This window comes from Vibrio aquimaris (assembly GCF_009363415.1).
Classification (GTDB): domain Bacteria; phylum Pseudomonadota; class Gammaproteobacteria; order Enterobacterales; family Vibrionaceae; genus Vibrio; species Vibrio aquimaris.
Window position 1 is genome coordinate 1,388,660 of record NZ_CP045350.1, and the last position, 23,589, is coordinate 1,412,248.

19 protein-coding genes are annotated in these 23,589 nt (G+C 42.4%); 11 read left to right on the forward strand and 8 right to left on the reverse strand.

The annotated features are described in order from the left end of the window. The first annotated feature begins 86 nt into the window (after window positions 1-86). Genes hppD through maiA form a run of 4 tightly spaced genes read left to right on the forward strand, consistent with a single transcriptional unit; the run spans window position 87 to window position 3,970 of the window. The gene (hppD, locus tag FIV01_RS06510; protein ID WP_152430271.1) at window positions 87-1,160 is read left to right on the forward strand and encodes a 4-hydroxyphenylpyruvate dioxygenase; all 1,074 of its coding nucleotides are present in this window, start codon (window positions 87-89) and stop codon (window positions 1,158-1,160) included. Continuing rightward, complete coding sequence (locus tag FIV01_RS06515; RefSeq protein WP_152430272.1) at window positions 1,153-2,292, forward strand: homogentisate 1,2-dioxygenase; 1,140 nt, start codon at window positions 1,153-1,155, stop codon at window positions 2,290-2,292. The genes hppD and FIV01_RS06515 overlap by 8 nt, the downstream gene beginning before the upstream one ends. Window positions 2,293-2,306: 14 nt before the next feature. Next, entirely contained in the window at window positions 2,307-3,317 is a 1,011-nt protein-coding gene (locus tag FIV01_RS06520) for a fumarylacetoacetate hydrolase family protein (RefSeq protein WP_152430273.1), read from the forward strand. Then, entirely contained in the window at window positions 3,317-3,970 is a 654-nt protein-coding gene (maiA, locus tag FIV01_RS06525) for a maleylacetoacetate isomerase (protein ID WP_152430274.1), read from the forward strand. The genes FIV01_RS06520 and maiA overlap by 1 nt, the downstream gene beginning before the upstream one ends. Before the next feature lie 57 nt (window positions 3,971-4,027). Here maiA and FIV01_RS06530 read toward each other — a convergent pair whose 3' ends face one another. Further along, window positions 4,028-4,417, reverse strand: a complete 390-nt coding sequence (locus FIV01_RS06530; RefSeq protein ID WP_152430275.1) for a hypothetical protein — start codon at window positions 4,415-4,417, stop codon at window positions 4,028-4,030. A gap of 272 nt (window positions 4,418-4,689) precedes the next feature. On the opposite strand from FIV01_RS06530, the gene FIV01_RS06535 reads away from it, so the two are divergent. From FIV01_RS06535 to FIV01_RS06545, 3 genes are all read left to right on the forward strand, one after another. Further along, complete coding sequence (locus FIV01_RS06535; protein ID WP_152430276.1) at window positions 4,690-5,160, forward strand: GNAT family N-acetyltransferase; 471 nt, start codon at window positions 4,690-4,692, stop codon at window positions 5,158-5,160. 139 nt (window positions 5,161-5,299) lie between these two features. After that, window positions 5,300-5,767 (forward strand): OsmC family protein, encoded by a 468-nt coding sequence (locus FIV01_RS06540; RefSeq protein ID WP_152430277.1) that lies wholly within the window; start codon window positions 5,300-5,302, stop codon window positions 5,765-5,767. A gap of 250 nt (window positions 5,768-6,017) precedes the next feature. After that, window positions 6,018-8,210 carry a membrane dipeptidase gene (locus tag FIV01_RS06545; protein WP_152430278.1) on the forward strand — a complete coding sequence of 731 codons (2,193 nt, stop codon included), beginning with the start codon at window positions 6,018-6,020 and terminating at the stop codon, window positions 8,208-8,210. Window positions 8,211-8,280: 70 nt separating this feature from the next. Here the strand turns inward: FIV01_RS06545 and FIV01_RS06550 are convergent, their stop codons facing one another. The 4 genes from FIV01_RS06550 to FIV01_RS06565 all read right to left on the reverse strand — a co-directional run bounded on the left by FIV01_RS06550 (window position 8,281) and on the right by FIV01_RS06565 (window position 11,473). After that, entirely contained in the window at window positions 8,281-8,466 is a 186-nt protein-coding gene (locus tag FIV01_RS06550) for a hypothetical protein (protein WP_114785460.1), read from the reverse strand. Window positions 8,467-8,612: 146 nt separating this feature from the next. Further along, a complete protein-coding gene (locus tag FIV01_RS06555) occupies window positions 8,613-9,668 on the reverse strand; it encodes a tetratricopeptide repeat protein (RefSeq protein ID WP_152430279.1) in 1,056 nt (351 codons plus the stop codon). Between the two features lie 270 nt (window positions 9,669-9,938). After that, window positions 9,939-10,634, reverse strand: a complete 696-nt coding sequence (locus FIV01_RS06560) for a DUF2786 domain-containing protein (protein ID WP_114785457.1) — start codon at window positions 10,632-10,634, stop codon at window positions 9,939-9,941. Between the two features lie 158 nt (window positions 10,635-10,792). Beyond that, window positions 10,793-11,473 carry a DUF3334 family protein gene (locus tag FIV01_RS06565; RefSeq protein WP_152430280.1) on the reverse strand — a complete coding sequence of 227 codons (681 nt, stop codon included), beginning with the start codon at window positions 11,471-11,473 and terminating at the stop codon, window positions 10,793-10,795. Window positions 11,474-11,675: 202 nt separating this feature from the next. On the opposite strand from FIV01_RS06565, the gene ydiJ reads away from it, so the two are divergent. Beyond that, window positions 11,676-14,708 carry a D-2-hydroxyglutarate dehydrogenase YdiJ gene (gene ydiJ, locus FIV01_RS06570; protein WP_152430281.1) on the forward strand — a complete coding sequence of 1,011 codons (3,033 nt, stop codon included), beginning with the start codon at window positions 11,676-11,678 and terminating at the stop codon, window positions 14,706-14,708. Between the two features lie 65 nt (window positions 14,709-14,773). Beyond that, window positions 14,774-15,235: a methyltransferase family protein gene (locus FIV01_RS06575; RefSeq protein WP_152430282.1), complete on the forward strand. Its 462-nt coding sequence runs from the start codon at window positions 14,774-14,776 to the stop codon at window positions 15,233-15,235. A 37-nt stretch (window positions 15,236-15,272) separates the two neighbouring features. Here FIV01_RS06575 and FIV01_RS06580 read toward each other — a convergent pair whose 3' ends face one another. Next, a complete protein-coding gene (locus tag FIV01_RS06580) occupies window positions 15,273-15,998 on the reverse strand; it encodes a DUF3581 domain-containing protein (protein WP_152430283.1) in 726 nt (241 codons plus the stop codon). Between the two features lie 701 nt (window positions 15,999-16,699). On the opposite strand from FIV01_RS06580, the gene FIV01_RS06585 reads away from it, so the two are divergent. Beyond that, window positions 16,700-19,345: a hypothetical protein gene (locus FIV01_RS06585; protein ID WP_152430284.1), complete on the forward strand. Its 2,646-nt coding sequence runs from the start codon at window positions 16,700-16,702 to the stop codon at window positions 19,343-19,345. An 81-nt stretch (window positions 19,346-19,426) separates the two neighbouring features. Continuing rightward, a complete protein-coding gene (locus FIV01_RS06590; RefSeq protein WP_415846722.1) occupies window positions 19,427-20,200 on the forward strand; it encodes an ADP-ribosyltransferase in 774 nt (257 codons plus the stop codon). A gap of 48 nt (window positions 20,201-20,248) precedes the next feature. Here FIV01_RS06590 and hutH read toward each other — a convergent pair whose 3' ends face one another. Together hutH and hutU are read right to left on the reverse strand one after the other, a co-directional pair. After that, window positions 20,249-21,787 carry a histidine ammonia-lyase gene (hutH, locus tag FIV01_RS06595; protein ID WP_172971845.1) on the reverse strand — a complete coding sequence of 513 codons (1,539 nt, stop codon included), beginning with the start codon at window positions 21,785-21,787 and terminating at the stop codon, window positions 20,249-20,251. A 21-nt stretch (window positions 21,788-21,808) separates the two neighbouring features. Next, window positions 21,809-23,506 (reverse strand): urocanate hydratase, encoded by a 1,698-nt coding sequence (hutU, locus tag FIV01_RS06600; RefSeq protein WP_152430287.1) that lies wholly within the window; start codon window positions 23,504-23,506, stop codon window positions 21,809-21,811. Window positions 23,507-23,589 lie beyond the last annotated feature (83 nt).

Consider the following 23,589-nt stretch of genomic DNA (forward strand, 5'->3'; position numbering starts at 1 on the left):
AATTTGATGGTCCTTTATTCCCTTAACGTAAAAGTTAGTACAAGTTAAATAGAAACGGACATCAATAAATCACAGAGGAAAAAACAATGACTCAGGAATATAACCCACTAGGAACCGATGGATTTGAATTTGTCGAATACACAGCCGCAACCGAAGAGGGTATTGGTCAACTAAAAGACTTGTTTGTTTCTTTGGGGTTTGCAGAGATTGCTAAGCATCGTTCGAAACAAGCATGGCTATATCGCCAAGGAGACATCAGTTTCATTATTAATGCTCAGCCACACAGCCAAGCCGAAGAGTTTGCCAAAGTTCATGGCCCGTCAGTCTGCGGTATGGCATTTCGTGTAAAAGATGCCTGTATTGCACTTCAGCACGCACTTGAAAACGGCGCAGAGGAGTTTAAAACCGAAATTGGCCCCATGGAGCTGAGTATTCCCGCTGTCTATGGTATCGGACAAAGCTTACTGTACTTTGTTGATCGCTATGGTAAGAAGAGTATCTATGATGTTGATTTCAACTTTTATGATGATGCCGACGATCGCTTGAAAAAAGCGGACGTGGGTATGTTTGAAATTGACCACCTCACTCACAATGTTAAGCAAGGCAATATGGATACTTGGGCCGGTTTCTATGAACGTATCGGTAACTTCCGTGAAATTCGTTACTTTGACATTGAAGGCAAGTTAACTGGTTTAGTTAGTCGAGCCATGACCGCGCCTTGTGGCAAAATTCGAATTCCTATCAATGAATCTTCTGATGACAAATCGCAAATTGAAGAGTTTATTCGTGAATACAATGGTGAAGGTATTCAGCATATTGCAATGTCAACAGACGATATTTACCAAACGGTGCAGACACTGCGTGATCGAGGCATGGATTTTATGCCAACCCCAGATACTTACTATGAGAAGGTGAACTCTCGAGTAGAAGGTCACACTGAAGATGTTGATAAGCTTAAGGAACTACAAATCCTAATTGATGGTGCACCTATGAAAGATGGGATCTTACTACAAATATTTACTCAAACTGTGATAGGGCCAGTCTTCTTTGAAATCATTCAGCGTAAAGGGAATGAAGGATTTGGTGAAGGCAACTTCAAGGCACTGTTTGAATCAATTGAAGAAGATCAAATTCGCCGAGGAGTGTTGAGCGATGCATAAGTGGATTACATTCCCTCACCGGGAGGGAGTGTGCTCCAAGCAGGCGCATGCAGATTTTCCGGAAGAGGCTATTTATGAGCGTGAAACAGGCCGAAGTGGTTTCTTCGGTCCTGCCTCTCATTTTCATCACCAACACGCTCCTACAGGTTGGATTGAATGGGAAGGTGAGTTGCGCCCAAGAGCGTTTAACTTCAACTTGGTAGAAAAAGCGGCGCAAATTTCGCCGTGGGCTGTACCAGACCTACTGTTCAATAACGATTGTAAGATTCGCACTTGGCGTCTTGAAGAAAAGATGGACTTTCTGGTGCGAAACGCTGATGGTGATGAACTACTTTTTATTCATCAGGGTAAAGCGGATTTGTACAGTGATTATGGTCATCTGACGGTTGGTGAAGGCGATTATGTTGTCATCCCGCGTTCGACTAACTGGCGGATAGAACCTTTAGAACCTTTGTTCATTTTGATGGTTGAAAACACTGATGCTGCTTACTCACTGCCAGAGAAAGGTATGGTAGGTAATCATGCTGTCTTTGATCCTGCAGTGCTAGAAGTACCATCCATCAATCAGCAGTTTAAGGATCAATATTCCGAACAAGAAACACAGGTTCAAGTCAAAAGGCATGGTCAGGTGAGTGTGATAACCTATCCGTTTAATCCTCTTGATGCCGTTGGTTGGCATGGTGATTTGGCAGTAGTGAAACTGAACTGGCGTGATATCAGACCATTAATGTCACATCGATATCATTTGCCGCCGTCTGCACATACAACGTTTGTTGGAGCAGGCTTTGTTGTCTGTACCTTCGTCCCTCGCCCAATAGAAAGTGATCCTGGTGCTCTGAAAGTGCCTTTCTACCATAATAATGATGATTATGATGAAGTCCTTTTCTATCACGCAGGTGACTTTTTCAGCCGAGATAACATAGAAGCAGGTATGGTGACATTCCATCCGGCAGGTTTTACTCACGGCCCTCATCCAAAAGCATTTCAAGCAGGCAGAGAGTACAAGAAAAAGTTCACTGACGAAGTGGCTGTGATGATAGATACTCGTCATGCACTGAGCTTTAGTGATGAAGCGCAATCGGTTGAGAATCAGGAATACGTTTACAGCTGGAAATCACACCCTAATAAATAACAAAGAGAATTATAATGAAGTTAGCCACCCTAAAAAATGGAACTCGTGACGGCCAACTAGTGGTCGTAAGCAAAGATCTTAGTGTTTGTTCGGCAGTCAAAGATATTGCACCCACGCTGCAATTTGCGCTCGATCAGTGGGCTAAAGTTGAGTCACAGTTGAATGAAGTTTACCTTGCCTTAAATGAAGGGCGCGTCGCTGACTCAATGCCTTTTGACCAACAAGCTTGTGAGTCACCATTGCCGCGTGCCTATCAATGGGCTGATGGCAGTGCTTATGTCAATCATGTCGAGCTAGTTCGTAAAGCGCGCGGTGCTGAAATGCCGCCAAGTTTTTGGACGGATCCGCTGATGTATCAAGGTGGTTCGGATGCCTTTATCGGCCCATGTGATGATATTCCGGTTGGAAGTGAAGAGTGGGGAATAGATTTCGAAGGTGAAGTTGCGGTGATAACTGATGATGTTCCTATGGGCGCAAGCCTTAAGCAAGCTGCCAATTCAATTCGCCTTATCATGCTGGTCAATGACGTCTCTTTACGTGGTTTAATTCCTAATGAACTGGCTAAAGGGTTTGGATTCTTTCAATCAAAGCCTTCGTCAGTCTTCTCTCCAGTTGCAGTGACGCCTGATGAATTAGGCCAAGCATGGGATGGCGGTAAAGTTAACTTACCTTTGCTTTCCTATTACAATGATGAGCCATTTGGTTGCCCTAACGCTGGTGTGGATATGACCTTTGAGTTTCCTCAGCTAGTCGCGCACGCAGCCAAAACTCGACCTCTTGCCGCTGGTGCGATTGTAGGATCGGGCACAGTATCTAATAAGCAAGGCACTGAATTTGGTACCTCAATCCAAGAAGGTGGAGTAGGATATTCATGTATTGCAGAAGTACGTATGATTGAAACCATTCGCGACAGTAAGCCTTCTACGCAGTTTATGAAGTTTGGCGATACCATCAAAATAGAAATGAAAGGCAAAGCAGGTGATTCCATTTTTGGCGCTATCGACCAGAAAGTGGTGAAGTACTAATGTCTAATATCACGCTTTATGACTATTGGCGTTCATCAGCGGCTTATCGAGTTCGAATTGCATTAAATTATAAAGGGCTTGCGTATCAACAAAAGTCAGTCCATTTGGTCAAAAATGGCGGCGAGCAGCATGCAAGTGACTTTAAGTTGTTAAATCCAAGCCAGCTTGTTCCCGTCTTAGTTGATGGCGATATACAGCTTAATCAGTCTCTAGCGATTATCGATTACCTTGATGAAACGTATCCAACAGCTTTATTGACTCCGTTGGATAAACAGAATCGCTACCTAGTTAAGGCTTTGGCTCAGGATATTGCAGTCGATATTCATCCACTAAATAACCTCAGAGTATTACAATATTTGACGGGTGAATTATTACTGGAAGAATCTTGCAAGTCCGATTGGTACAAGCATTGGATCCTACTCGGATTCGAAGGCTTGGAGCAAAAACTGGCCAAAAGCAGAGGAACGTATTGTGTGGGCAATGAAGTGAGTTTGGTTGATATTTGTTTGATTCCACAAGTATATAATGCCGAGCGCTTTGATGTTGAACTGACTGGCTTTCCAATAATAAGAGAAGTTTCTGCTGCATTAAGAGAGCTACCCGCATTCATTAATGCTGTGCCAGAAAACCAGCCTGATGCTGTTATTGGATGATCGCTTTTTTATAGCAATATTCTCCTTTCAATAGCAAGATTAAACGGCCACCTTTCACTATCTTGATAGGTGGCTTGATTCTTCATTTTTCTCATGATTTATTGCTTGTTCATAGCAATAAGAAGACAACATGCCCCAAGCAATTACATTGACTATAAAAGCTTTGATAAGATTCATTGGATTGAGAGGGATGGCTTGAAAAACAAAAAACGTACATAGACTTGCTGCAACGCCAACTAAGATACCTCTAATGTGCCATCTTTGCGTATTAAACCAAGGCAAACAGTACAACAATGCCCACAAGCCGCCCCAAAAGACTTGTTTATAGACAAAAAGGTGATCCGGTGACGCTAGTCCTTGCAAGGGATTAATAAGGTAGATTGCCAGTGCATTGGCTAGGCTTCCGATAAAACCAGCTCCTAGCGCAATAGTGATATTTTTGGTCATAGCTCTTGTTCTCCCTCTAATTGGATAAAATGTCATTAGCGACCACAGTACTCTACTCACCCAAGTAGCCATGGTGATTATTACTAATACTTTGAACTCAAATACGAGAATCAAGGTAAGAGAGAACAAGATAATTCGTTTTTCATTTCATATGGTTAGCTAAATGCCACGAAAACTTGATGAGCATCTAATTTTTGGCCTAATTAAATGGGTAAGTGATATAGAATTGCAGTAAATTTGCTCCTTATCAATGCAGTTTGGTTGGAGCACTGATGGTGATTAGGAAAGCAGTCAAGACAGATGCAAAGACACTTTTGCAGTTTATCAAGCTTAAAGCAGAGTTTGACCGAAGCATGAAAGGTTTTTCAGGTGAAGTGGCTGCCACCGTTGAAAAAATTGAGCGTGCCTTGTTTGTCGATACTCCTTATGCTTATGCCTTATTACTTGAGCTTGATGAAACAGTATTAGGCTTCGCCTTGTATCATTATCGGTATTCTTCTTTCAGCGGATATGCATCAATCTGGCTTGATGACTTATTGGTGCTGGGAGGTGAGAGATCGAAAGGATATGGTCAGCAGCTTATGTTAGCGATGAGAGAACAGGCCGATGCAGAATTAGTATCACATATAGCGTGGACAGCCAGTCCCTATAACATAAGGGCGCATGACTTTTACAAAAAGCTTGGTGCAGAGATCGAACGAATGGAAGGCCAAAGGCCTTATTTTCGTTGGGAATTAACTTAAGAGGTGGAATAGGTTTATTCCTATTTTTATGATAAATCATTTGCCATCTAGGTTTGTATCAATCGCTAGGTGAAAATCACCATACGATATATTTAAAAATTAGCAACAAATTCTATTTATTACTGTTAGGAATCATAATATGTCACAGCATTCAGCTGTCATTCGCTGGGTACGAAATGAAGACGAGATATTTAACGACGATCAATACAGTCGGGCGCACATTTGGGAATTTGATGGTGGTCTATCGATACCAGCATCTCCGTCCCCACTTGTTGTGCCATTACCATTGTCTAATGAAGCTAACGTCGATCCCGAAGAAGCATTTGTTGCAGCCTTATCCAGTTGTCATATGTTGACCTTTTTGTCGATTGCAGCTAAGCGCAAGTATGTGATCGATAGCTATACAGATGAAGCGATTGGCATGCTTGGCAAAAATAGTGAGGGTAGGGAAGCCATAACTAAGGTCGTTTTGCGCCCACATATAGTGTTTTCTGGTGATAAAACACCCACCAATGAGCAACTGACAAAAATGCACGATATATCTCATGAAAACTGCTTTATTGCCAATTCAGTAAACACTGAAGTGGTAACCGAAGTTGCGAACTGATAAAACTCGGCGCCAATAACTCATTGTTGGCGCGTCTCTGTCCTTCATAACCCTCAAAACTAGCCCCCATCAAGCGATAACGTCTCTTTTGTCATTTTTAAGCTTGCTTATTTGTGATTTTAATCTGGATATTGCACTTATACCTGACTATTTTATTAATGTTGTTATGAGTTTTATCACATATTGAGTGCTTCATATCAACTCTAACGTCAGTAGTAAGATTTAATGCAAACAACAAGGAAAGAGCACAATGAAAATTACTCTCTGCTCTGGCTTGGTGATCTGCGCTGTTGCTGTTTCTGCAAATACTTATGCCGAACCAAAGAACGAAGTCGTAAACCAATTAGCACTTGGGTGCTACTCCATCCAATCACCTCACAATGGAACTTTTCTAACCAAGTATGATAAAGGAGGACCTGTTAATGATGGGCTGAGTTACCGGTTTGAAGCTGTACCAATAGCTGAGGCAGAGCGGTTTTACATGAAACCGACATCGTTTATGAATTACTTTTTGACCGATAGAGAAGGGCGATTTCTTGCCAGCCATTTGCCTGCACAGATAGGTGCAGGGCGATATGTTGGCAGTTTTGCTGAGTGGAGTATCTCATCAACTGAAATTGCAAATGAGCAGCGGTTTGGATTGTATAATAAAGCTTTGAATATGGGGCTAAGACACAATTGGCAAGATGGAGGCCTCTATTTCTTCGACTTACTGAACCCAAGACATAAAACCAGCGAAAGAGAGTTTTTGCTGGTTGAGCAAACGGGTTGTAAAGCCTTTCCTGAAGTTGAGGTCAATGTTACCGGTGACCGAACTGCGCTAGCCGGAGATGTTAATAAACCGATTAGAGGGTATGTGGATCCTCATACCCATATTACATCGTATGAGTTTATGGGGGGCAAAATGATGCATGGCAAGCCGTTTCATCCGTGGGGAGTAGAAGAAGCGTTGAAAGACAGCGCTGAAGCGCATGGCCCTGATGGATCGCTTGACATTATTGGTAACTTGCTGGCTTTCAATGATATTACGCATAGATACGATACCCGAGGTTGGCCTGATTTCCCTTTTTGGCCGAATCATAAAGAAATGAGCCATATGGGATACTACTACAAGTGGATCGAACGGGCGTATTTATCTGGTCTTAGGTTAATGGTCAGTCATTTAGTGGAAAATGAAGTACTTTGCCATATTCAATCGACTGTAAATCCTGGTTCTTGGATAAATCCAAACAGTTGTAACACTATGGACAGCATACGCTTACAGATCCAAAGGCTCAATGAGATGCAGGACTATATAGATGCTCAATCGGGTGGGGTTGGTAAGGGTTTCTTTCGTCTGGTGACTTCACCCAGTGAAGCTCGCCAAGTGATTGCCGAAGGAAAGATGGCGGTAGTCATGGGCGTTGAAGCGTCTGAAACCTTGAACTGTGGTAAGAAGGATATATGTAATCTCGAGACTATCGAAGCTGGGCTCAATGAGCTTTATGACTTGGGAGTAAGAATCGTTTACCCCACTCATAAATTCGATAATCAATTGGCGGGCTCTCGGGTTGAACATGAGTTTATTAATATCGGCCAACTACTATCGACAGGCTATTTTTTTGAAACTAAAGAGTGCGATGCTGAAACTGGGACGGACAAACATTTTTACCCAGGTTTCCCTTTAATCGGCCAGCTTCCCTTCATCAAACCCATTCTTGATGCAGCTGGTTTAAATCCTCAATATGATGAGAGCATTTTGCATTGTAACCAGCATGGCTTAAGCACACTTGGTGAATATTTAGTTAATCGAATGATAGATAAAAAAATGCTGATTGAAATGGACCATATGAGCCCAGACACGGCTACGGCGGTGATGGATATTGTCGAGCAGAGGCAATACAGCGGGGTCATTTCATCTCACAGCTGGATGAATACATCAAGAGGTGGCGGACTTCATCCCAACACCAAGCGTTTGATTCATGCTGGTGGCTTTGTCGGACCCTACAATGGTGACGCTTATCAAATGCAAATTATGGTATCTAGGTATCTTGATGAGTTAGAAAAGACGCCTTATCTGGCTGGAGTCGGTGTTGGCACAGATATGAATGGATTAGGCACGCAGCCGGGACCTAGGTTTGATGTATCCACTAATCCTCTTAATTATCCTTACGTGTCGGAATTTGGATTAGTGTTTGACAAGCAAGTTTCAGGAAATCGGGTATTTGATTTTAATCAGGAAGGAATGGCTCATTACGGTATGCTGGCCGATCACATTCAAGATATGCGAGAGCAAGGTTCTGCTCGAGTATACGAGGCGGTTATGAACTCGGCAGAAGCTTATATACAGATGTGGGAGAGGTCAGAAGCGAATAACAGCGAGCCTTATATAGAAGCTGTTAAAGTTAACACGTCTGCACAGTCTCTATTGAGATCGACATTCACCAAACAAGCCATTTATTAAAGCCTAACCCGCAAGCGTACATACTATTTGGTATGTACGCGTTCCCATCTCTGCCATCATTATGCTTCATCTAACTTGATGAACGAGCGTCTTTTTCTTGCTGCTGAATCTCAGCTGCATTAAATTGGCGAACATCTAATTTAGCAATGTCGTTACACTCTTCACACGAGTGATGGCAAAGCCCATCTATATATTCATGTTTGGTGACCATACTGAGCTTTTTGCACCAATCGCAAACACCTTCAATAGTAAACATCATTCACCCCTAAACCTATTCTACGGTGTTATTTTCGGTGCGAATTATTACACGGCCAATAAATAAAAGTTAACTATTTGTTATGTGAATTGCGAAAGGAATCGATTACGTAACGTCATGAATTGACTCGGAGAGGTTGGGGCTTGTCACCTTTGAAGTGGGGGATTAACGTGGTGAAGGATGATTCTAAGTGCGCCATTCAGTCTCTTCATCTCTTCATCACTCCCTTTTAAGTCTGGATGATAGATTTTACACAGCTGCTTGTAGCGAATCTTGATATTCTTTTCACTGGGAATGGAATTAATCTTAAACCCAAACAGTGCGCAGGCGAGTGATAGCTTTTGATCTTTTTCCGGCGCTGTAGGACTGAGTCTGGCCTTAGCTTGCTGCGGAGATGAAGAAGACTGAATCTTTTTGAATTGTCTGTAGAGGGTTTCTAATTGCTTCTTTTGCTGCTTAAGCTGATGGCTTTTTTCTGCTAGTTTTTTTTGTAACTCACGCTTTTCGTAATCTGAATCTTTTTCTAAGGTACTTGATTGAGTTGAAAAGTTACGTAGTTTTAAGTGGTACCAGATGATTATCATTAAAAGGATGATGGAAAAGCTCAATAGCGCATAAATTAAGCTGTCATTATTGACCGATGAACCTAATACTTTTTTAGCAATAGGATCAATCTTAAGGCTGAGATCGTCGAACTGAATTTCTAATTGCTCTATTGATGATATTTGCTTGGCTCTCTGAGCGTTAAATTTCTTTTCCAGCACTCCCGAGTAGGCTTCCTCCGCCTTTTCATTGCCTGCGGATGCGGTTCGATACCACACTTCAGCTAAATCCAATGTCTTGGGTAGCTGAGGCAAGCTTTCATAGACTTTACCTAAGTTAATCTGCGCATCAATACTGCCTTCAAGAGCTAAACGGGTTAACCAGTAGATAGCTTCTTGGATATCACGTTTTGACGCTCCGTCTTCAAGATACAGAGAAGCTAACCGAGCCGCTGCTTGTGAGCTGCCATTGTTGGCGGCTTGTTCAAACCAATATAACGCATCGACACGTGAAGTAGGCGAAGAGGTAGTGAGATACTGCTCAGCAAGGAGAATTTGCGCCTCAACGTCGTTGTTCTGCGCTTTAGCTGTTAAAGCGTCGATGGATTCTGCCATACAAAAAGAGCAGAACAGAAGCAGTGAAAGGCTAACAAATTTCAATGTATTCCTTTACGAAATAAGCAGAATGACCTGACCTATAGTGTAATGTATTTACTGGGTAATGAAAAAGTTGTTACCACCACTGCTAAAGCTAATTTATTCACAAAACATCTCCATGTAGAATCATTGATTGAATGCGCCCACACCCGACTGTGGGAGCAAAGCAATTAATGCTCTAGTTGACATTTGTGTCAATTATGTATTTATTAATTTACTCAATATTTGCTTACTTCAAACATAAGTGGCTGAAAATCAGCCACCTTGTGCTGATTACTGGGAGTGTTTTCGTAACATTTTGGGTGCTTGCGCGCCGTCGATAGGTCTGCTTACTGATACAGAACGACCTTTTTTCAAGCCGACCTCATAGTCTTCGGTTAGGTTTTTCATGGCTTCCTTCAACTGTTTCTTGAAGGTTTCGCGATCTATGTTTTTAAACTCTTTATCTATGTAATCGTCGATTTTTTTGCAAGAGTCTTCATCAGGGTTGATCATCGGCAGCTTCTCAAGTGCCCCTTCGACCCACCCAGAAATAAATGAGTTCACGCGGCGGGTGACTTCGGTGTTAGAGGTTCCTGTTCCCGCAAAGCTGTTACGAAACTTTCCAGTTTGTTCGTTAAGCTCTCGATAAACGATATCAAATGCGAAGGCTGCAAAGATAGCGCGGTCTGCTTCGCCAATAAACTCAGCTCTTTTTAATCCTTTATGATTAGTAAGTACTGCCTCAACGCCAAATTTAGTGTTAATTCCTCGAATAATACGCAACAAGGTAGAGCTGATGTTGGAGGGAAGTAGGTGTGTCGATTGAGTTTTACCCATTTTGATAAATTCAATATCATCTTTGTCTAAGCCATATTTAAGCATCAGACGATGTGCCATTTTTATCGCATTGGCAGCTTCATTAACATTGGCAGAGTTACCAAGTTCAAGACATTTAGCGATCTTTTTTAGGGCTTTTTGTTTATCCATCGACAACAGAAAATCTCACCGTTTCTAAAGAAGTCGGGTATTTTAACTCTTCTGACATTAAAACGGAACTCTTGAAGCAATAATCTTAGTGACGGTGCATCATTAAGACAAACAAAGGCCGCCCAGTTGGAGCGGCTGTAGATATGGCGAGAAAAGAACTAAATACCAAGGTCATCCATTAAATCAGATGCTTGTGTATTTGACTTTTCTTTGCCCTCTTTTTCCTCTCTCACATCTGAAAGCGCCTGTTCCAAGATAGCGTCAGGGCTTTCCTCTTCATGTGATTCGAACTCTTCAAGCTGAATAAACTCTGTCTTGTCCATAGCGAGTTCAAGATAGAAAATATTGCCTGTTTCGGTGGAAAACGTTACTCGTCGCGCTTGTGGGCGATCAAGGTTTGTATCGACTGACAAGATGACTTGCTTATTTAGTGTAAGCATCTTAGGTTGGTTTTGAGTGATGTGCGTCTGGAGGTCTTTACGTATTTGGTTGGTGAAGCCACCAACAATCTGGTTCATTAGCTCACCGAGTACATCCGCCACTTCGTCTGAGGTGTGTAATGTGGCTAATTCTTCTTCTGGCATGCCCATATGGCGCATATAATTCGTATAAAGTTCTAATGCTGCTTTTGACGTGAAATTGATGACAACCAAACCGGAGAAGCCACCATCAAACAGAACAAAGCAGCCGAAATCAGGCTTTAAACCTGTTTTAGTGATTTTTTGCACCATGGCAGAGTAATGGATATCTGAATTACTCGCTTCGCTCAATATGGTTGATACAGATTGGCAAAGTTTTAATAGAATATCTTCTGTAGTGATGATTTGATTTTTTTTCATTGATGGCTCTCTTGTAAAAGATATGTGCTAACTAACCCATAATGACTAAGTGTGGATAAGAAATTAGATAAGTGCCATTTTCAAATCGTATTTATGTTTTATTCACCGTTTCAAATGTTGTAAAGTGACGAAAATCAAAAAATATTATCCGTTTATTAGGACCCTTTACTGTTAGGAATAGTGAAGTAGGGGCAGGAAGCAAATGTTACCAAGATTACACTCACAGTCTGATGTTGATCCGCTTGTACTCGGTTTTCTCAAAAACCTCAAAAATGAAGGTTTTGAAGGCGACATCGAAAGTCAATATTCTAGCCGTTTAGCGGTTGCTACCGATAACAGTGTATATCAACAGCTCCCTCAGGCTGTCGTTCACCCTAAATCAACTCAAGATGTCGTTTTATTGAGCAGGCTCAGCACACAAGAAAATTATGAGCGGATTACTTTCTCGCCTCGTGGCGGTGGAACTGGGACCAATGGTCAGTCTTTGACTCAAGGAATCGTTGTTGACCTTTCTCGCCATATGAACAAGGTTCTTGAAATTAATCAAGAAGAGGGTTGGGTAAGAGTTCAGACTGGAGTTGTTAAAGATCAACTAAATGATGCCATAAGGCCTTATGGGTATTTTTTCTCACCGGATCTCTCAACCAGTAACCGAGCAACGATTGGGGGGATGATCAATACCGATGCGTCGGGGCAAGGCTCGTTAAAATATGGAAAAACTTCAGACCATGTTTTGTCAGTCCAAGCCGTTTTTGCCGATGGTTCGCTGCTTGAATCCGATATGTCTGGTGGTAGACCGAATGAAGAAGGTTTGGCTCACCGTGCCTTGAAAGTCACCGAAAACGTATGTCGTGAAAAGCGAGACCAAATCAAAGCAAAATTCCCACCACTTAACCGTTTTTTAACCGGATACGATTTAAATAATGCCATTAACGAGCAAACGGGCGAGTTTGATATCACCCGAGTTCTCTGTGGTGCTGAGGGGTCTTTAGCATTTCTCACTGAAGCCAAACTTAATCTCACTCCGATCCCTAAAGTAAGAGTTTTGGTGAATGTTAAGTACAACAGTTTTGACTCGGCGCTGCGTAATGCTCCTTTTATGGTTAAAGCAAGCGCATTATCGGTAGAAACTATAGACTCTAACGTGTTGAATTTAGCCAAACAAGACATTGTATGGCACACGGTAAGTGATTTATTGACCGATGTCCCTGGCAAAGATATGCAAGGGATCAACATGGTGGAGTATGCTGGTCATGATGTTGAGGAAGTTGATCGCCAACTCAAGGCTTTGACCGAAAAGCTCGACAACATGATTGCCAGTAAAGAAGCTGGAGTCATAGGTTATCAAGTCTGTCGAGACTTATCGAGTATCGGGCGGATATACAAGATGAGAAAGAAAGCCGTAGGTTTACTCGGTGCTGCTAAAGGGCGTGCTAAACCAGTGGCGTTTGCTGAGGATACTTGTGTACCTCCCGAAAACTTGGCCGATTTTATTGCTGAGTTTCGTCAATTGCTTGATTCTAAATCACTGTCTTATGGCATGTTTGGTCATGTTGATGCGGGGGTTTTGCATGTACGTCCAGCTTTGGACTTGTGTGATCCTAAGCAAGAAGTGCTCATGCATGAAATCTCTGATCAGGTGGTTAAGCTCGTCTCCAAATACGGTGGTTTGATGTGGGGAGAACACGGCAAAGGCTTTCGCTCTGAATATGGTCCCGAGTTTTTTGGCGATGAGTTATTTACGGAACTAAGGAGAGTGAAAGCTGCTTTTGATCCGCATAATAAGATGAATCCTGGTAAGATTTGCACACCTCTTGATAGCCAAGCTGAATTGGTCAAAGTGGCAGGGATTAAACGGGGTTATTACGATCGTCAGATCGATGTAAAGGTTCGTGACAGTTTTAAACAAGCGATGGAATGTAATGGCAACGGGCTTTGCTTTAACTATGATACGTCCTCGCCCATGTGCCCTTCAATGAAAGTGACGGCCGACAGACGCCACTCACCAAAAGGGCGAGCGGGCCTTGTGAGGGAATGGTTAAGACAGCTCACCGAGCAGGGTATTGATATCCTTGATCTCGAGAAGAAAACTCTTACAGATACAGTGTCGATAAAGTCTATGATTGAGCGAGTAAAAAATTCTCTCACCAAGCAGAGAGACTATGATTTCTCCCATGAAGTGCTGGAAGCTATGAATGGTTGCTTAGCTTGTAAAGCGTGCGCCAGCCAATGTCCGATTAAAGTTGATGTACCAAGCTTTCGCTCTCGATTTCTGAATATTTACTACTCGCGATATCAACGCCCTGCAAAAGACTATCTTGTTGCTAATATTGAGTCTCTACTGCCGGTAATGGCAAAGACACCGAAGCTTATAAATAGTGTTTTGGGTCAGAATTGGGTACAGAAATTGACTACTTCTGTGGTCGGCTATACAGATTTTCCTTTGATGTCTGTACCGACACTTGACGCAAGAATGAGCATCTATAAAAGATTTAATTTGGACGAACTGACACGCCTATCTGCTGGTGATAAGGCTAATCATGTGGTTATTGTCCAAGATCCGTTCACCAGCTATTACGATGCGGATGTCGTCGAAGACTTTGCAAAACTGCTTGTTAAACTCGGAAAAACACCCGTGTTACTGCCATTTAAACCTAATGGCAAAGCTCAACACGTTAAAGGCTTTTTGAAGCGATTTGCTCACACAGCCGAAACTACAGCAGACTTTTTGCGGCAAGTCGCTAATTGCAACCTATCCATGGTTGGTGTTGACCCCGCACTTGTTCTTTGTTACAGAGATGAATACAACGAAGTCTTGGGAGAAAAACGAGGGGATTTTGAAGTACTCAATGTTCACGAGTGGCTAGAACCGAGACTCGAAGAGTTTGAAGCTACTGCTTCGAAATCCACGGAACCTTGGTATTTGTTTTCGCATTGCACTGAGAAGACAAAAATGCCCAATGCTGAAAAAGAATGGGGCAGGATATTTACTCATTTTGGGGCAAGTCTAAACACTGTCCCAGTGGGTTGTTGTGGTATGGCTGGAACCTTTGGCCATGAGGTTGACAAACTTGAAATGTCGCGGGATATCTATGGTTTAAGTTGGAAACCCCAGATAGAGCAGTTGCCGAAAGATCGATGCCTTGTTACGGGCTATTCTTGTCGAAGTCAGGTTAAGCGGTTTGATAGCACTAAAATGCAACACCCATTGCAAGCACTACTAAAGATTATGTGAATCATCTGGCCCAGCACGCGGTGCTGGGCTATTTTTTATATAAGTCAGTCAGGTTGGTATGGGATATGAAAAGTCTTGAAAGAAAGCTTCCTCCACCACTTGTTTTTATCATTTTGTGTTTAGCGATTAAGTTTACCAGCGATGAATTTAATACCCTGTCTGTTAATTTGCCGTTTGCTCACATCGTATTGATAGCATGTCTTGTCGTATCGGTGCTTGTTGGTTTTGCGGGTGTGTATGAGTTTAGAAAAGCGAAGACAACTATCAGTCCTATTCAGGTAAAACATGCGTCAAAGGTTGTCGATACAGGTGTATTTTCGTTTACTAGAAATCCAATGTACTTAAGTATGTTCGTTTTGCTGTTTGGTTTTGCTTATTGGCAGCAAAATATCTTAAGTATGCTGATTACATTTATTTTTGTATTCTACATTAATCGATTTCAAATTTTTCCGGAGGAAGCGGCTTTAGAGGAGCTATTTGGAGCAACCTATGTGGATTATAAGCAGCGTGTTAGGCGTTGGATATAAAAATCCCACATGTTTGTGGGACTTTTCTTTTGCTAGTTTAAGCTGCTTGGTTGAGCTGTGCTAGAAAGGTTTTTTTACGTTCGTTGAAACGAGATACTAGCTCATCGATATCATCTTGATTGTATTCTTTTAGACCGCTAGCTACCATTCTTTTGATACCTTTTCCGACAACTTCGGTTTCTTGCTTAAAATCAAAATTAAGCGTGACCACTCCACGCTTGCCTTCAACATCAAATGTTGCACCGTTAAATTCTACTTCTGGATTAGAGATATCTAAGCGGGAGAACTCTACTTCCATACTCTCGTAAATCACGAGTGGACGTTGGCAATTAATCATCATCTTTTGTTCTTGCATTAAGGGAACCATGATGTGTGGAAAATTCATCCCCGAAAACTGGACGTAGTTTGTTACCACATGCTCGATGAATGCGGGATCACGATTGATATCGCCCTCGCGTGTCATTTGAAGGTACTCTTTACCATTGCAATCGACAACGCTCGCTTGCTTGTTGCATTTATTATCTATGTGAAGAGCAATGCCTTCACCGACCATGCCTGAGAAATCAAACCGCATCTTCTGACTGACACCTTCTTTTTTTAGCAGGACAGCGAACAGAAGATCTCCGGGCACACAGAAGCGCTTGCTGTCTTCATCATGAATTGGATTGAAGTCACCAGCGACCACTTTCGCAAAGTGGCTTGCCTGCTGACGGGTGAATTCGAACTGCTTGTCATTGCTAGAAAAATAAGGTTTTAAAAACATAACTTACGCTAATTTGCCAAAACTGAGTTGAATTATATATGAGGTTTTAAATTCAATGGTCCATCCAGTGACAGGTTGCATTGGTTACAATCTCATTTGACGCTGAGAAAGAACAATAGAGTTTAGTTCGCTACTTTGATTTTGTTCAAAAGAATAAGTATGTAATTTCTCAAAAACCTGTACGATATCAACCATAATCAGTGGTTATGACTTTATATTCAATCGTTTCATATGTTATAAGTCAATTGATTTAAATGATTTTCAAATATGGTTCACTTGTTAAAAAAATAATAGATTTCGAGCGTGTGTTTTTATTTATTACGTTATATGTCTTTTATAAATTTTATTGTGAATTTATTAAATTTTAAAATTTTTATATCAAAACTTAAGTAATAGGTAAAGATGGAAACAGTCTCCGCCTTTTCTATTCAATTCATAGTTATAGATAAGGTATTGCAGATATTTGATCGTGTCTTTTTATCCGTAATAATATTTTTGAATGAAAATCACATTTTTATTTATTGGTATCAATTTTATTTATATCTAGGTCAGCTTTATAGGTCCTTGTTTTTATGGAGAAAATAATTTCTTGATACTCCATAAATTAATTGAATATTTTAGTTCAATAGGTGTGCAAGACTACCTATAAGAATTTATTCGTACTAGCGAAGAAAGCAGCTTTAATCTAATTAGGAAAAAATATGAAGTTTCGACAACTGGCACTCATTTGTGCCATGGCGTCTCCTTACGCGAATGCGTTTCAGGTTTGCAATATAGGTGAGGAGTATGGGGTGCTTGAAGGCGAAGGTTTGCACCAATTACGTAAATCAAATTATCGAGCATTCAGTGAAGATATCACACCAGAGCACTTGTTTACCTCAAATCCACTGCATAAGTCGGATATTAAACCCTCATTAATCGAAGCGGAAGATGTATATCCACAGACATCGTCATTGCTTGATGCTGGTCCTGCTAGTACTGTGGTTCTTGAAGCAGAAGAAGCGACAAGTTTGTTAAAGACAATCGGTCGTTCGACAATAGGAGCGGCAAAGGGAGCACTTGAAGTGCTAGGGCCAGTGGGTGATGCTGTCATGGTTGGTTTGTGGGCCAATGACGTCGCCAAGTCCTTTGAAGACGAGACCAATACCAGTTACGACCGTTTTGCAACTGTGATGAGTCTGATTGATTGGTTTGGTGTACTCAAGCTACCTGAACGTGAGATTGATCGTCAAATACTCGTCTCACGCTGGAACAAAGTTTCGGCGGGAGAACACTACAGCTTCAAGGTTCACAATGATATTGTGACGCAGCAAGATAAAAGAGATAAACAACACTGGGCAGATCTATCTAAAAATCAACAAGTGATGCTTGAAGGGATTGCGGAAGGTTTCGCGACAGATGTCGCTCTTAAATATCAGCAGTACTACCAAGAAGCAGTAATAGGGCAGACTCAATTGGTTGAAACCTTGCTTAACGCCGTTGACGAAGAGAGATACAAGTCAATCTCAAGCAAACTTTCCCTTGAAGAATCTGGAAGAAGAGTTTTTTCAGCAGACTTTTCATCATCTTGTCAAACTGAGGTGGATACTTTACTTGCACTTTACCCTGAGCAAGAACTCAACAATGAACGTCCACCAGCTATACCTTCAAAGCGTCAAGCAAATCGTGCGCTTGCAGATTTGCAACATTGTCAGCAAGACCAATTAGACGCGGCACTCTCTTTACTCGATAGAGTAAGAAATGGTGGTGTTGAAGGACTTGATCGTCAATCTATGCACAGGCTGTATCAACAAGTCCTGAATGCAAAAATACGCATTGTTGAAATCGCTGCACAGCAGTTAGAGGGGATGAAGAGTCGGTTGATCACAGAAATGCGTGCAGAGGGTCGGGAAGCCATCGATAACTTGTTCCAATCAGGAGCGGTGGAATCTGCCCACAGATACTTTATTGAGCAAGCTGACTACTTAGCGATTGACGAAATGTCTCGGAGTATTTTCGGTCGACCAGCAACATCTACTGAGCTTCGTCAGAAATACTTTGTCATTCAAGAAGGTTACAGAAAATGTACCAAAATTGGCATCTTAGGTGGAGATCCTAATTTTAGAGGATGTACTCAATACACATGGATCCCTGCTGAGATTGAGCGATATGACTCGTCAAAGGATGCGGTGATATCTCAAATGGTGATACCAGACAAAGACCATATTAAGCGCGTGTTTGATCGCTCTTTACAAAACTTAATCGACAATGGATGGAGTTCTCAACAGGAAGAAGACTGGCTTGAAACGCAAATTCTAAATTTCTCAGAAAAGCAAAGGATTATACAAAAAGCTCAGCAGGATAAGTCGAATGTTCTGCGCTGGCTGTTTGATTCCTCATCAGCATTAGAGCCTGAATGTGGAGGCGGTAATGCTTGTGCTGGGTGGTCAGCAGAGTATCTGAGTAAAGAAAACTTATCTCGTGATTCTTCTTTACATCACATTGCCAATTGGCATACGCGAAATAAAAACTCAGGTTATTACGTCCACTCAAAGCGTGTAGAACAGCTAAATAGCTTGATTCCAGAAGCTTTAGAAAGTGAATGGCAAGCCAACCATATTAAAGGTTTTTATAGTTATGTATACCCAGATAGTTTTGATCTAGATAAACACGCACCATTGATTGCTTCCGCGCTCAGGAACTCGAGTCTCGATATCACCAATTTAGCCTCAACACTTAGTTTAGCAAAAGGGATTGTTAAAACACATATCACTGAGGCTTTGAATCTTGCTGAGCAGCATGATGAAGGGTGGTTAAACGATAAGATTGGTGATTTTCATCGCTATGTTTCAATTGTTCATGCGCAGAATACTTCAACAGGACACTATGCCTCTGGTGAGATGGGAGCGACAGGTCTGTTCTCAGAGCCTTTGCCTGCTAACCAATTACGTTATTTAACATTGGACAGATATCAGAGTATTGATGGCGAGCAGCCAAGCTATTACTACTCAACCAAGAATTATGATGAGATGGGCTACGACACACGTTTACACTTTTCTATTGATGCTCTATTTGGCTCCAACTCAGATCTGGCAAATAAACTTGACCAGTTAAAGCAGGTTAACACTAGGTTTACTAGCCAGCCTGGTCGTACTTGTTTGATTGTTTACCCGCAGCTTAAAGATGCATTAATGCAAGTGTCAGCAAATGAGAGCCTGTATTGGATGACACCCGTATCTGATTGGTTTGATAGCTTGACTCGTCGCCAGTTTAAATTATTCGGCACGATTCGATTTGCCGTGATGAAGCAAAATGAACTTAACATTGGCTGTGATCTCAGTCCAAATAACCCTGAATATTGGCGTTAAGAAAGGATATTAATAAATATGAATACAATTAAGGAACTCAACATATTACAGCGTCTATACATAAACTGTAAGACACTAAATATAAGACCATTTTTTCTCACGTTACTATTATTACTGTCGACGCAAAGTTACGTTAATGCTGAAGATTTTGCTGAATTTAAAGGACGTAGGCTAACGTCGCAAGAGGAAGCGCAGCAGGCTGAAGATTTAATGCAGTGGTCTACAGCTCATAATGCAAGAGCCGAAAGGAAAATGCTGCCAGGTGAATATAAGGCAATTGAGCGTTATGGCCGCGTTGATTACGATGTTATTAATGAATATATGAGAGCGGGTGAGCCAGAACGTTATTTGGGTCCAATGTTTGATGATGCAATTAAATCGAGTGTGTCGAACATACGTAGCGCTTTAAACAAGCTTCCAAATTATAAAGGGACTGTCTATCGAGGATCATCAATTAAAAATAGCCTATTAGAGAAGCTGAATGTCGGAGATATCCTCTATGAGAAAGCGTTTTTGTCGACGTCAACGATACCAAGTGTCGCTCGTAACTTCGCCTCGACAGGGGCATCTCAAGAGCGTTCCATTGCGCAGTTTAAAATAGAGCTCAAATCATCGGGTCGTGCGATAAATGCATACACATTCAAAGATTATGAAGCGGAAATTTTAGCCAAGCCGAACACTTACTTTCGTGTTGAGGCAATAGAAAAAGTGTCGCCGACGAAAAACTATGTAAAATTAAGGGAAGTGAAAAATCCAGCTAAGTACGTTAGTGCAGAGCCAGATATTCACGTTTATGACAGCTATAACGGCGAGGAGGTAGCGCTTCGTTCTCGTTCAGGATTACGCTGTTTATAACCAAAATCGGCTGAGCAAATAGCTCAGCCGGATACTAAATTTTTTTAATCAAACACTTGGTAAGATTTTTTCGGGTAGAAGATGATTGTGAACAGCGAGTAAAAGGAGATTGTTCGCTTGTTCGATATCTGGTGCAAAATAGCGATCCTTATCGTAGAAAGACACTTTTTCTCGCAATATTTGCTTGGCTTCCTCTACTTTTGCCGATGATTTATTCGGCGCTCTAAAATCAAGCCCTTGAGCTGCTGCAAGATATTCAACGGCCAATATACCACGTGTGTTTTCAGCCATATCACCCAAGCGTCTACCTGCAAAGGTAGCCATAGAAACATGATCTTCTTGATTGGCGGAAGTGGGTAAGCTATCCACAGATGCAGGGTGAGCAAGTGCTTTATTTTCACTGGCTAAAGCGGCAGATGTGACTTGAGCAATCATGAAGCCAGAGTTAACGCCGCCATTGTCGACAAGGAAAGGAGGTAGCTTGCTCAAAGCACTATCAATGAGCAGCGCCATGCGTCTCTCAGATAAACTGCCCATCTCTGCGATTGCAAGAGCGAGATTATCCGCAGCCATAGCGACAGGTTCTGCATGAAAGTTGCCTCCAGAAATAATATCACCGTCATCAGCAAAAACCAAAGGGTTGTCTGATACCGCATTGGACTCAACTTCTAGAATGTCGGCAGAATTGCGGATCTGCTGTAGGCATGCTCCCATGACTTGCGGTTGGCAACGAAGTGAATAGGGGTCTTGCACCTTCTCACAACCTGTATGTGAGTCACCAATTTGGCTTCTCACATCCAATAACTCACGGTATGAAAGTGCAGCATCCATTTGTCCGCGATGCCCGCGAACTCTATGAATACGGGGATCAAAAGGTCGACGGCTACCCAGCGCTGCTTCAACAGACATAGCACCACATGTGGTTGCAGATGCAAATAAATCTTCAGCAGCAAACAGTCCTTCTAATGCGAAAGCGGTTGAAGCTTGAGTCCCATTAAGCAATGCTAGCCCTTCTTTAGGTGCCAGTGTTATCGGCTCAAGATCTGCGATCTTCATTGCCTCCAGCCCCGAAATAATTTTGCCTTTATGACGAGCTTGACCTTCTCCTAGTAATACTGTGCTCATATGAGCCAGGGGTGCGAGGTCGCCAGAAGCTCCGACAGATCCTTTTTGTGGTACACAAGGGTAGACTTCGGCATTGATTAGGTCTATTAAGGCTTGTATGACAGATAGACGTATCCCAGAAAACCCGCGTGCGAGGCTATTGACTTTTAATACCATCATCAGACGCACTGTTTCATCCGACATCAATTCACCTATGCCAGCTGCGTGTGAAAGAACAATACTTTTTTGCAGGGTTTCAAGATCTTCGGGAGCAATACGAGTATTGGCAAGAAGCCCAAAACCAGTATTTATGCCATAAACAGTGCGGTTTTCTGCAATGACTTGCTCAACGATTTTGGTGCTTTCTTCAATTGCGGGAATTGCTTCTGCATCGAGAGAAAGTTTTAGTGATGAGCGACTTACATGGCGCAGTTGTTTTAAGCTAATGCTGCCTGGTTTTAGCGTTAAATTAAACATTCTGATATTTCCTTGGTTCAACCTTTATTATTTGAGTTTGCTTAACTCTTCATTAATCATCGGAAGGTCTAACCCTTGCTCCGCTGCGCATTGTTTGGCGATGTCATAACCCGCATCGGCATGGCGCATAACCCCTGTTGCTGGGTCATTATGTAAAACACGCGCGATGCGTCGAGAAGCATCGTCAGTACCATCACAGCAGATCACCATTCCTGAATGTTGTGAAAAGCCCATGCCCACGCCTCCACCATGGTGAAGAGAAACCCATGTAGCGCCACCAGCCGTATTAAGAAGAGCATTAAGTAAAGGCCAATCTGATACAGCATCTGAGCCATCCATCATGCCTTCAGTTTCTCTGTTAGGGCTTGCAACTGAACCAGAGTCTAGGTGGTCTCTACCGATCACGATAGGCGCTTTGAGCTCGCCATTTTTTACCATTTCATTAAAGGCTTGGCCTAGACGTTCTCGGTCCTTTAAACCTACCCAACAAATCCGAGCGGGCAAGCCTTGGAATTGAATACGCTCTCTGGCCATATCTAGCCAATTGTGTAGGTGAGGGTTGTCGGGAATCAGTTCTTTCACCTTCTGATCGGTTTTGTAGATGTCCTCAGGCTCTCCTGAAAGGGCAGCCCAGCGGAATGGCCCAATGCCTTCACAAAATAGCGGTCGAATGTAAGCAGGAACGAAACCAGGAAAGTCAAAGGCATTCTCGACGCCTTCCTCAAGCGCCATTTGACGAATGTTGTTGCCATAATCAAGCGTCGCAGCTCCACGCTTTTGAAGCTCTAGCATAGCTCTAACTTGGATAGCCATGGACTCTTTGGCCGCTTTGACGACAGTTGCTTGGTCTTTTAGGCGCATTTCTGCTGCGTGGCTCATCGACCAGCCAATGGGTAAGTATCCGTTCAATGGGTCATGAGCAGATGTCTGATCAGTGACAACATCTGGTGTGATGTTACGCTCAACAAGTTCTGGAAAGACATCGGCTGCATTGGCATGCAAGCCCACAGAAATTGGATGTTCTGATTCATAAATAATCGCAAGGGCTTCATCTAAACTTGTCGCTTTCTTGTCGACGTAACCAGTACGCAGGCGGTAGTCTATGCGTGATTCATCACATTCTACGGCAATCATCGAGAAGCCAGCCATGGTAGCAGCAAGAGGTTGTGCTCCCCCCATTCCCCCAAGGCCGCCTGTTAGGACCCAACGATTTTTTGCTTCGCCGCCGAAATGCTTTTTAGCCACTGAAACAAAAGTTTCGTATGTGCCCTGGACAATGCCTTGTGAACCGATATAAATCCAGCTTCCTGCTGTCATTTGGCCGTACATCATCAGGCCTTGTTTATCCAACTCATTAAAATGTTCCCAATTAGCCCAATGAGGAACGAGATTAGAGTTGGCTATTAATACTCTGGGTGCATTTTTATGAGTTGGGAAGACACCAACAGGTTTACCAGATTGAACTAATAAGGTTTGATCTTCTTCGAGCCTTTCAAGTACTTCTACGATTTTATCGAAACACTCCCAATTGCGAGCTGCGCGTCCGATTCCACCATACACAACCAGCGCGTGAGGATGCTCTGCAACCTCAGGATCGAGATTGTTCATCAACATGCGAAGTGGCGCTTCAGTTAGCCATGACTTTGCTCTAAGTTTCGTCCCCTGTGGGGCTCGAATGGTACGGTTAGTATCGAGGCGTATATCTTCAGATTGACGTTCCGTCATAAGTTAATTCCTTGTGTTTCACTTTATTTATTTGTGCGCGACCGACACAAAAGTAGTGCTTCTGTGTACATTACCCGCTATGT

Excerpts from the sequence above, each read along its gene's own strand:
- hppD (WP_152430271.1), top strand. The coding sequence starts at position 87 with ATGACTCAGGAATATAACCCACTAGGAACCGATGGATTTGAATTTGTC.
- FIV01_RS06515 (WP_152430272.1), top strand. The coding sequence starts at position 1,153 with ATGCATAAGTGGATTACATTCCCTCACCGGGAGGGAGTGTGCTCCAAG.
- FIV01_RS06520 (WP_152430273.1), top strand. The coding sequence starts at position 2,307 with ATGAAGTTAGCCACCCTAAAAAATGGAACTCGTGACGGCCAACTAGTG.
- maiA (WP_152430274.1), top strand. The coding sequence starts at position 3,317 with ATGTCTAATATCACGCTTTATGACTATTGGCGTTCATCAGCGGCTTAT.
- FIV01_RS06530 (WP_152430275.1), bottom strand. The coding sequence starts at position 4,417 with ATGACCAAAAATATCACTATTGCGCTAGGAGCTGGTTTTATCGGAAGC.
- FIV01_RS06535 (WP_152430276.1), top strand. The coding sequence starts at position 4,690 with ATGGTGATTAGGAAAGCAGTCAAGACAGATGCAAAGACACTTTTGCAG.
- FIV01_RS06540 (WP_152430277.1), top strand. The coding sequence starts at position 5,300 with ATGTCACAGCATTCAGCTGTCATTCGCTGGGTACGAAATGAAGACGAG.
- FIV01_RS06545 (WP_152430278.1), top strand. The coding sequence starts at position 6,018 with ATGAAAATTACTCTCTGCTCTGGCTTGGTGATCTGCGCTGTTGCTGTT.
- FIV01_RS06550 (WP_114785460.1), bottom strand. The coding sequence starts at position 8,466 with ATGTTTACTATTGAAGGTGTTTGCGATTGGTGCAAAAAGCTCAGTATG.
- FIV01_RS06560 (WP_114785457.1), bottom strand. The coding sequence starts at position 10,634 with ATGGATAAACAAAAAGCCCTAAAAAAGATCGCTAAATGTCTTGAACTT.
- FIV01_RS06565 (WP_152430280.1), bottom strand. The coding sequence starts at position 11,473 with ATGAAAAAAAATCAAATCATCACTACAGAAGATATTCTATTAAAACTT.
- ydiJ (WP_152430281.1), top strand. The coding sequence starts at position 11,676 with ATGTTACCAAGATTACACTCACAGTCTGATGTTGATCCGCTTGTACTC.
- FIV01_RS06575 (WP_152430282.1), top strand. The coding sequence starts at position 14,774 with ATGAAAAGTCTTGAAAGAAAGCTTCCTCCACCACTTGTTTTTATCATT.
- FIV01_RS06580 (WP_152430283.1), bottom strand. The coding sequence starts at position 15,998 with ATGTTTTTAAAACCTTATTTTTCTAGCAATGACAAGCAGTTCGAATTC.
- FIV01_RS06585 (WP_152430284.1), top strand. The coding sequence starts at position 16,700 with ATGAAGTTTCGACAACTGGCACTCATTTGTGCCATGGCGTCTCCTTAC.
- hutU (WP_152430287.1), bottom strand. The coding sequence starts at position 23,506 with ATGACGGAACGTCAATCTGAAGATATACGCCTCGATACTAACCGTACC.